7 protein-coding genes are annotated in these 9385 nt (G+C 63.4%); 1 reads left to right on the top strand and 6 read right to left on the bottom strand.

Going from position 1 to position 9385, the window contains the following annotated elements:
• The 4 genes from RMO23_RS15215 to RMO23_RS15230 form a co-directional block, all read right to left on the bottom strand.
• The coding region (locus RMO23_RS15215) for an efflux RND transporter permease subunit (RefSeq protein WP_309683276.1) at positions 1 to 3065 on the bottom strand (3065 nt) is incomplete at its 3' end.
• Positions 3062 to 4687: an efflux RND transporter periplasmic adaptor subunit gene (locus RMO23_RS15220; protein WP_309683279.1), complete on the bottom strand. Its 1626-nt coding sequence runs from the start codon at positions 4685 to 4687 to the stop codon at positions 3062 to 3064. The genes RMO23_RS15220 and RMO23_RS15215, both read right to left, overlap by 4 nt.
• On the bottom strand, positions 4684 to 5886 hold the full coding sequence (locus tag RMO23_RS15225; protein WP_309683280.1) for a TolC family protein: 1203 nt from the start codon (positions 5884 to 5886) through the stop codon (positions 4684 to 4686). The genes RMO23_RS15220 and RMO23_RS15225 overlap by 4 nt, the downstream gene beginning before the upstream one ends.
• A gap of 160 nt (positions 5887 to 6046) precedes the next feature.
• A complete protein-coding gene (locus RMO23_RS15230) occupies positions 6047 to 6445 on the bottom strand; it encodes a hypothetical protein (protein WP_309683282.1) in 399 nt (132 codons plus the stop codon).
• A 418-nt stretch (positions 6446 to 6863) separates the two neighbouring features.
• On the opposite strand from RMO23_RS15230, the gene RMO23_RS15235 reads away from it, so the two are divergent.
• Positions 6864 to 8234 (top strand): TAXI family TRAP transporter solute-binding subunit, encoded by a 1371-nt coding sequence (locus tag RMO23_RS15235; protein WP_309683288.1) that lies wholly within the window; start codon positions 6864 to 6866, stop codon positions 8232 to 8234.
• On the opposite strand, the gene RMO23_RS15240 is transcribed toward RMO23_RS15235, so the two are convergent.
• Both RMO23_RS15240 and RMO23_RS15245 read right to left on the bottom strand, forming a co-directional pair.
• Entirely contained in the window at positions 8231 to 8722 is a 492-nt protein-coding gene (locus RMO23_RS15240) for a redoxin family protein (RefSeq protein WP_309683285.1), read from the bottom strand. The genes RMO23_RS15235 and RMO23_RS15240 overlap by 4 nt on opposite strands.
• A gap of 80 nt (positions 8723 to 8802) precedes the next feature.
• Positions 8803 to 9339, bottom strand: coding sequence for a DUF1415 domain-containing protein (locus RMO23_RS15245; RefSeq protein WP_309683291.1), 537 nt, complete (start codon positions 9337 to 9339; stop codon positions 8803 to 8805).
• Positions 9340 to 9385: the final 46 nt, after the last annotated feature.

The raw sequence follows: 9385 nt of genomic DNA on the forward strand, positions 1-9385 counted from the left end.
AGCGGCGCGGTGATCATGCCGCCGACCATGGGCGCGGCGATGCGCTGCATCACCTCGGAGCCTGTCCCCGTGCCCCACATGATGGGGAACAGGCCTGCCAGAATGACGGCCACCGTCATCGCCTTGGGCCGCACGCGCAGCACTGCGCCTTCACGGATGGCGTCCAACAAATCAGAGGCACCGGTTTTCCCCTGTTCGAGCCTGTCGTCCCAGGCTGACTTCAGGTACAGCAGCATGATCACGCCGAATTCCGCCGAGACACCCGCCAATGCAATAAATCCAACGGCGCCCGCGACCGACAGGTTGTAGCTCAGCAGGTAGAGCAGCCAGATGCCTCCCACCAGCGCAAATGGCAGCGTGGCCAGGATCAGCAGGGCCTCGTCGAAGCGCTTGAAGGTCAGGTACAGCAGCACAAAGATGATCAGCAGCGTAAACGGCACCACCACTTTGAGCTTGGCCGTGGCGCGCTCCAGGAATTCGAACTGGCCCGACCAGGAGATCGAATAGCCCGGCGGCAGCTTGACCTTTTCGGTGACAGCCTTTTGCATATCCTGCACGGCCGAGCGCAGATCACGTCCCCGGATGTCCACGTAGACCCAGCCCGACAGCCGGGCATTTTCGCTGCGCAGCATGGGCGGACCATCGGTGATGCGAATGTCGGTCACATCCGACAACACCAGGCGCTGGCCGCGCTCCGTCACGAAGGGCAGGCTGCGCAGCTTTTCCAGCGAGTCCCGCAGTTCTCGCGGGTAACGCAGGTTGATGGGAAAGCGTTGCAGGCCCTCGACCGTCTCACCGATGTTCTCGCCGCCCACCGCCGAGCTGATGACTGACTGCACGTCGGCAATGTTCAATCCAAAACTTGCTGCCGCGTCCCGGCGGATGTTGACGTCCACATAACGTCCGCCGGTCAATCGTTCAGCCAGCGCGCTGCTGACGCCAGGAACGTCCTTCAGCGCGCGCTCGATCTCGCCGGTCAGCCGGTCTATCGTGGCAAGGTCGGTGCCCGCCACCTTGACGCCCACCGGGCTCTTGATGCCGGTGGCCAGCATGTCGATGCGGTTGCGGATAGGCGGCACCCAGATGTTGGCCAAGCCCGGCACCTTGACGATGCGGTCGAGTTCCTCCACCAGCTTGTCCTGGGTCATGCCAGAGCGCCACTGCTCGCGCGGTTTGAACTGGATGGTGGTTTCGAACATCTCCATCGGCGCCGGGTCGGTGGCGGTCTCGGCACGCCCGGCCTTGCCGTAGACACTGGCGACTTCAGGCACGGTCTTGATCAGCCGGTCGGTCTGCTGCAGCAGTTCGCTGGCTTTGCCGGCCGACAGGCCCGGCAAGGCCGACGGCATGTAGAGCAAGTCGCCTTCGTCCAGTCGCGGCATGAATTCGCCGCCGATATGCTGCAGCGGCCAGAGACTGATAACCAGGATGACAGCAGAGGCCAGCAGAGTGAACTTGGGCGCACGCAACACCCTATCCAGCAGCGGCCGGTAGACCGCGATCAGCAAGCGGTTCAGCGGATTGCTCTTCTCATCGGGGATCCGGCCCCGGATCAAGTAGCCCATCAGCACCGGAATCAAGGTCACCGACAAGCCTGCCGCAGCGGCCATGGCATAGGTCTTGGTGAAGGCCAGCGGCGAGAACAGCCGTCCTTCCTGGGCTTCCAGCGTGAACACCGGAATGAAGGACAGCGTAATGATCAGCAGCGAAAAGAACAGCGCCGGTCCCACTTCCGCCGCCGCATCACCGATGACCCGCCAACGCGCCTCGCCCTGCAGCGTTTCGCCCGGATGGTCGTGGCCCCAATGCTCCAGGTGTTTGTGGGCGTTCTCGATCATCACCACGGCGGCATCGACCATGGCGCCGATGGCGATCGCGATGCCGCCGAGCGACATGATGTTCGCGTTGACGCCCTGGTAGTGCATCACGATGAAGGCCATCAAAATGCCTAAGGGCAGCGAAATAATGGCTACGAAAGCCGAGCGCAGGTGGAACAGGAAGACGAAGCACACCACGGCCACGACGAGAAACTCCTCAAGCAGCTTGTACGTGAGGTTGTCCACGGCGCGCTCGATCAGGCCGGAGCGGTCGTAGACCGGCACGATTTCCACGCCCTTGGGCAGGCTGGACTGCAAGGAGGCGAGCTTGGCCTTGACCGCGGCGATGGTTTCCAGCGCGTTCTTGCCCGAGCGCATGACGATCACGCCGCCGGTGGCTTCGCCCTCCCCGTCGAGCTCGCCAATGCCGCGGCGCATTTCCGGGCCGATCTGGATGCGCGCCACGTCACCCAGGCGCACCGAGATGCCGGCGGGCGTTGTCATCAACGGGACTGAGCGAAAATCGTCCAGCGATTGCAGATAGCCCGAGGCCCGCACCATGTACTCGGCTTCCCCGAGTTCGAGGACCGAACCGCCGGCCTCCTGGTTGGCCTTCTGGATGGCTTCGACCACCTTGGTGTGCGGGATCGCATAGGCCGCCAGCTTGTTGGGGTCGAGCACGATCTGGTACTGCCGCACCATGCCGCCGACTGAGGCAACCTCGGCGACGTTGGGCACGGTTTTCAGCTCGTATCTGAGAAACCAGTCCTGCAGCGCGCGCAGCTGGGATGCGTCCTGGGTACCGCTGCGGTCGATCAGGGAATACTGGTAAATCCAGCCGACACCCGTCGCGTCCGGCCCCAGCGAGGCCTTGGCTGCCGCCGGCAGGCGCGATTGCACCTGATTCAGGTACTCCAGCACCCGCGAACGTGCCCAGTACAGGTCGGTGCCATCCTCGAACAGCACATACACAAAGGAGTCACCAAAGAAGGAGTAGCCGCGCACCGTCTTGGCGCCGGGCACCGAGAGCATGGTGGTGGTCAGCGGGTAGGTGACCTGGTTCTCGACGATGCGCGGGGCCTGCCCGGGATAGGTGGTGCGGATGATGACCTGCACATCCGACAGGTCGGGCAACGCGTCCAGCGGCGTTTTGAGCACCGAGTACACGCCCCAGGCACTCACCATGAGGGTGACCAGCAGCACCAGGAAGCGGTTGGCGATGGACCAGCGGATAAAACGGGCGATCACTTCTTGCCCCCTGCGGAAGATGGCGCAAAAGCCAGGGGAGCGACACGGGTCAACTGGGGCAGTCCGTCTGCATCCATGTAGAACTCAAAGCTCACCCGATCACCGGCTTGCAGGTTGCGCGGCAGCGCTTGTTGCGGCGGCTGCTTGAAGTCCATGGTCATCGCGCCCCACTTGAGGGAAGGGATGGGTCCATGGGACAGGGTGATGGCATCCTTGCCAATCGTTATGACCTTGGCCTCACCTTCATGCCGCGGCGTAGTGTTGGCCGCAACTGGCTTGGGTGCCTCGTTAAGCCTGGATTCCACTCCCTTGAGGCTGGCTTCGGAATCGATCAGGAACTGCGAAGACACCACCACGCGCTGGCCAACCTGCAGGCCGCGCTTGATTTCGGTCTGGCCGCCGGCCTCAATCCCGGCCTCCACGTCGACGGGCCGGAAGCGGCCGTTTTCCTCGGCCAGCATCACGACCGTGCGCTTGCCCGTCTGTATGACGGCTTCGGTGGGAATCAGCAAGGCCTTTTCGGCGCGCATGTCCATGAATTGCATGGTCACGAACATGCCAGGCACCAGGCGCGCGCCGGGGTTGGCCAGTTCCAGCCGGGCCTTGAGCGTGCGTGTGGCCGGATTGACCTCGGGCAGGATGGCCTGGACCTTGCCGTCGAAGGTCGTGCCTGGGGCCGCCGGGCTGCGCGCCTGCACCTTGGCGCCCGGGCGCAGCAGGGCCGACTGGCTCTCCGGCACCTCGGCGTTGGCCCAGACCGTGGACAGGCCATTGATGCGGAACAGGGTGGCGCCGGCCATCACGGCCATGCCGTCGCGCACCAGCAGTTCCACCACCACGCCGCCAATCGGCGCTGTGACGGTAACGCGGGCCTGCGCCCGGCCGCTGGCTTCCACCTGGCGAATCTGCTCCTCGCTCATGCCAGCTTGTCGCATGCGCTGGCGGGCGCCGTCGACCAGCGACGCCAGGTCATTACCCTGCATGCGTTTGATTGCCAAAAATTCTTCCTGGGCCGCCACCCAGTCCGGCACATAGAGATCAACCAGCGCTTGTCCCTTGGCCACCCGGTCCAGCGTGGCGCGCACATGCAGGCGTTCGACGTAACCGGTGGCGCGGGCCTGCACGATGGCCTGGTCGCGCTCGTTGAAAGCGATGCTGCCCACCGCGGAAACCTGCGGCGACAGCGTGCCTTCGGTGACCGGTGCGGTACGCACCCCCAGGTTCTGCTGGATGCGCGGGCTGACCGTGACCTTGCCCTGGTCGGTGTCACCGTCGGCATAGACCGGCACCAGCATCATGTCCATGAAGGGCGACTTGGCCGGCTTGTCGAACTTGCTGCTTGGCACCATGGGGTCCTGGTAGTAAAGGATTTTGCGGCCGGTGGCCGGATCGGTATCCCCCGCTTTGAGGCCTGCGCTGATATGGCGGCGAGTCGCCTCTTCGCCTTCGGCGACGCTCTGGGGAGCTGCCGCGGGCGCAGCACCTTGGCGGCCAGCGTTGGCGGGTGCATTGGCGGCAGGCATGGTGTCGCCCTTTTTCACACCCAGGGTGTACAGACCGTAACCGGCGGCGCCAAGCACGCCCGCAGCAAGCAACGCGGCAATGAGATATTTCCTGTTCATGGTTGGTCCTTGGCGGGTGCGGAGATGTAGTCGTCGGGAATCAGGAAATTGAGTTGTGCCCAGAAGCGCGCCGTTTCCATCTCCAGGGTCAGGGCCTGCAGGCGGATATCAATTTCGTCGCGGCGTGCTGACAGCCCGGCAGCCAGGTCGCTTTTGCCAATACGATAGGCTGTGAGCGTCGCCTCGGAGCGCTGCCGGGCAGTGGGAATCAGCTCATCACGGTATCGAACCAGCCGCTCCTTGCCCGTCTGCCATTCGTTGAGCAGGCTGCGTACTTCAGCTTCGTTCTTGCGCAGCATGTCCTCGTACCTGGCCTTAGCCTCATCCACCATGGCCAGCTTGGCGCCTAACTCACGGTTCTGGCGATTCTTCTGGTCCCACTGCAAGGGGATGGATACCCCGATGGAGAGCATGTTGGAGAAGCCTGGGCCGCGCTGAGCGTAGCTCGCCTCCACGCTGATGTCAGCCTTCTTATTAGCCTGAGCGAGCCGGGCTTCGGTTTCGGCGGCATCAATCTCGGCGCTGATGGCCAGCAGATCCGGATGTCGCTTGAGCTGATCGCTTGATACATGGTCCTGTAATGGCGTGCTTTGCCATGGCGGCGATCCGGAAGTTGGTCGTTCAGCGGCGGCAGCGCCCACCCAGCGGGCCAGCATAAGGGCAGCGCCGCGCGACTGGCGATCAATTTGGCTGAGGCGGTCTTGCAGCATGATCACTGCGGCACGGGCCGCGAACACGTCAGCCTGGCTGCCCCGGTTGGTGCGAAAGGCGCTGTCGGCGGCTTGAACCTGCAGTCGGGTTTCCTCAATCTGTTGCTGCAACAATTCACGCTGGGCCTGAGCGTAATAGCGATCCAGCCAGGCCAGCGCCGTGCCCTGCTGCAAGTTGGCCAGCGTCAGTTGCCGCTGTGCCTGCACCCGCCCGGCGTCGCGTTCAAACTTTTCCGCCCTGAGTTGGCGTTTTTCGGCGCGCGGAATCTCCTGCATGACGCCGATGCGGCGCATGGTCATGAAGTCGCGCGTCAGGCTGAGACGGTCCGGGCCATTGGCCGGCAGGTTGTCAATGCCAAGCTTGAGCACCGGGTCGGGCAACTGACCGGCAGCCACGGCCTGCTCGCGGGCGGCGGTGGTGAGCGCGTCCTGGGCAACCAGTTGCTGGGAACGGCCCACCGCAATGCGCTGCGCCTCCGCCAGGGTCAAGGGGTCAGTTGCCCATGATGGCGACCCCATGGCAACCATCAGGGCGGCAAACGCAGCCCGGCGAATCGGAAACGAAATAGACATAAAACCCCCAGGGCACACATAACGGCCTGTCAATGCACAAAAAATGCATCAGGCAGGAGCTGGATGGTCTGAGAGGTTAAAGCCGGAAGCAACAGTTCCTGATGGCCACGGGCGGTGCCGTGGTGCGCATCAGATGGGGCGTCTGCAATGGCGCCCCCAAAAACGCCGGGACAGTGACCGGCAATGTGAAATCAGCATGCAGGGCGCCGATGGCCACCTGCGCGGGCAGTTCGTACTTGTCGGCGGTTTGCTGGCCAGCCTGGCAGTGCGCCTGGCACAGGTTGGGCTGCACATCGTCCATGCTTACCGACATTGACTCGGCACAGGGCATGCCGGCTTCGGCCATCGCGGCGATTTCAGCGACCTTTGATCCGGTACCCGGACATGCATAACTGGCCACCGCCCACTGCATGAACAGCAGGCTGATCAGCGCGAACAGCGCTGTGATCAGACGGGTACGGCGATGCCAGGTCATGGGTTGCAGTGAGTAGGTCGGAGCGCGATAAAGTGAATTGCAGACGTATCAGTTTAGTTGAATTGACTCGGACTGACGCCAGAAGTTCTCAACTGCGGCAGCCAAATGCATGGCACTTGTCGGACATAGCGCCGTGCCGCGCGCCACGCTGTCAGGCGGCGGCACCGGCAGCGAGGTGATGCAGCGCATCGCCGCGCCCATGGTGGGCGGCATGGTCACGGCGCCGCTGCTGTCGATGCTGCTGATTCCGGCGGCCTACCGGCTGATGCGGGGACGCGGTTTAACAAAACATCGAAACCAGTTTGCTATTATTTTCATAGCTTCTAATGCGCGCTATTATTGGGCTACAGGCACTATTTGCACAAAATTTACCGAATTTGACGCTGCCGGGCAGTCGCCGCATGCTATGGTTTGCCTCATGCCCAAGACCATACGCTACACCCTGCTGTCACTGCGCGATCTGGCCGTCTCGGTAGGCCCTTTTGTGGTGCTGGCCGTCACGCTGCTGGTGCTGGCCTACTGGTGGCTGGATCCGAACCCGCCCAAGCGCGTGGTGCTGGCCACCGGCCCGGCGCAAAGCGCCTATGAAGAATTCGGCAAACGCTATGCCAAGGCCCTGTCGGCCGAGGGCATCGAGGTGGTGCTGCAGCCCTCGGAAGGCTCTGCCGCCAACCTGCAACTGCTGCGTGACGGCAAGGTGGACCTGGGCTTTGTGCAGGGCGGCACCAGCAGCTATACCGACCAGGACGCGGAAAACCTGGCCTCGCTGGGCAGCCTGTTTGTCGAGCCGCTGTGGCTGTTTTACCGCGAAGACGCGGTGCGCAAGGTCAAGCCGGGCGCAGCCAAGAAAGGCGATGCTGGCCGCGCCGACGGCACGCTGGCCGCGCTGACCGACCTGCAGGGCCTGCGCATCAACCTGGGCACGCCGGGCAGCGGGGTGCCCAGCCTGATGACCAAGCTGCTGGAGAGCAACCGCATCGACCCGGCGACACTGCAGCTGTCCAGGCTGGAGCAAACGCCGGCCACCATGGCCTTTCTGGGCGGCGAGCTGGACGCGATTGTGTTTGCCTCGGCGCCCGAGTCGCTGATGGTGCAGATGCTGCTGCAGACGCCGGGCGTCAGGCTGATGAACTTTTCGCAGAGCGAAGCCTATTCGAGGCGTTTTGAGTTTTTAAGCCCGGCCCGACTGCCGCGCGGCATTGTCGATCTGGCCGGCAACATTCCGCCCGAGGACGTGCGGCTGGTGGCACCCACCACCTCGCTGATCACCCGGACCCAGACCCACCCCGCGCTGCAGCAGCTGTTTGCGCAGGCGGGCAACCAGATTCACGGCAGCGCAGGCTGGTTCAAAAGCGCCCGCGAATACCCCAACCGCGACAACAACGAGCTGCCCATCGCCAAGGAAGCCGAGCGCGCCATCAAGAGCGGCGCGCCCATGCTGCAGCGCTACCTGCCGTTCTGGGTCGCCAATCTGGTCGAGCGCATGTGGCTGGTGATGGGTATCATTTTGGCCATCATGCTGCCGCTGTCGCGCATTATTCCGCCGCTGTATGCCTTCAGGGTGCGGTCGCGGATTTTCCGGTGGTACGGCCAGCTCAGGGACATCGAGCAGCGCATAGACCCCTCGGCCGGTGGCGCCGACTCTCGCAGCAACCAGGCGCTGCTGGCAGAACTCAACAACCTGGAATCGCGCGCCGAAAGAATCAGCGTGCCGCTGTCGTATACCGACGAGCTGTACGCGCTGCGCAGCAATATTCATCTGGTGCGCAGAAAGCTGCAGAGGCTTTAGGGCAACCTCGACGCCGCGGCTTCACTGACCAGCCGGCCCAGCAAGGCACCCAGTTGCAGATCGTCCACCTGCCCCAGGTGACTGAGCCGGATACGCCCCTCATGGTCCAGAATCACCAGGCTGGGCGTGCCGCGCAGCCCATAGGCCTGCATCGTCAACGGAATGCCATCAGGCCCCGATGGCTGGTCAATGCCGATGGGAAAGGTCAGGCCGTATTCATGCACAAACACCTGCAGCGCCTCGGCCGTCATGACGGCGTGGTGCTCGAACACGGTGTGCAGGCCAATGACCAGCAGTTCACGCTCGGGGAATACCGCCTGAATCCGGCTGGCCTGCGGGATGCCGTGGGCAACGCAGCCGGGGCACAACATCTGAAACGCGTGCAGCACCACGACGCGGCCGCGCAGCGCGGCCAGACTGATGGGCTCGGGCGTATTGAGCCATTGGCTGACCTGCAGCGGCGGTGCGATTTCAGGGGCAACGGGCATGGGCTCCTCCAGTCAGTATCGACACAATTGAAGTCCGTGTGAACCGGTTCATCGCCACATGCGCGACGATGTTGCCTTGCTTAAAGCCCCAGGGCCTTCCAGCCCTCGTGGCCCAGCTTTTCCAGCGTGGCAATGTTCTGCTCAAAAATCGCCTCGGCATCGGGAAAAGCCGCCACCGCCCGCTCCACGCTTTCCTCGCGCAGCAGATGCAAGATCGCAAACGGCGCGCGGTTGGTGTAGTTGCTGATGTCGTCCGGCTCGGTGCCGTCAAACTGAAACTGCGGGTGAAAGCTGGCCAGTTGCACCACGCCCTCCAGACCGTGTTCGTCCATCACGCCTTCGGCCACTTCGAGGAAATCATTGAAGTCCAGAAAGTCGTCGAACAGCGTGGGGTGAATCAGCAGCGTGGTGTCTACCTCGCTGGCCGGAGTCGCCACCAGCAAATCGAGTTCGCGGTCCAGCTCTTCCAGCAGGTCGTCGGCATGGCGGGCATGGCTCACCACCAGCCGGACCTGGTTTTTAACGTAGACCGCCTTGGCAAACGGGCACAGGTTCAAGCCAATCACGGCTTTTTCGAGCCAGTGACGGGTCGCATCCAGAACGGCTTCGTCCGTCATGGCCATGAGCAACGCTCCCGCACACCCTCTTCATACCAGCAGGGGC

It is taken from the genome of Polaromonas sp. (genome assembly GCF_031411155.1).
Classification (GTDB): Bacteria; Pseudomonadota; Gammaproteobacteria; order Burkholderiales; family Burkholderiaceae_C; genus Polaromonas.

What these genes read in the sequence shown, in the direction of transcription:
- RMO23_RS15240 (WP_309683285.1), bottom strand. Translation starts at nt 8,722, where the DNA reads ATGCCCGTTGCCCCTGAAATCGCACCGCCGCTGCAGGTCAGCCAATGG.
- RMO23_RS15220 (WP_309683279.1), bottom strand. Translation starts at nt 4,687, where the DNA reads ATGAACAGGAAATATCTCATTGCCGCGTTGCTTGCTGCGGGCGTGCTT.
- RMO23_RS15245 (WP_309683291.1), bottom strand. Translation starts at nt 9,339, where the DNA reads ATGACGGACGAAGCCGTTCTGGATGCGACCCGTCACTGGCTCGAAAAA.
- RMO23_RS15235 (WP_309683288.1), top strand. Translation starts at nt 6,864, where the DNA reads ATGCCCAAGACCATACGCTACACCCTGCTGTCACTGCGCGATCTGGCC.
- RMO23_RS15230 (WP_309683282.1), bottom strand. Translation starts at nt 6,445, where the DNA reads ATGACCTGGCATCGCCGTACCCGTCTGATCACAGCGCTGTTCGCGCTG.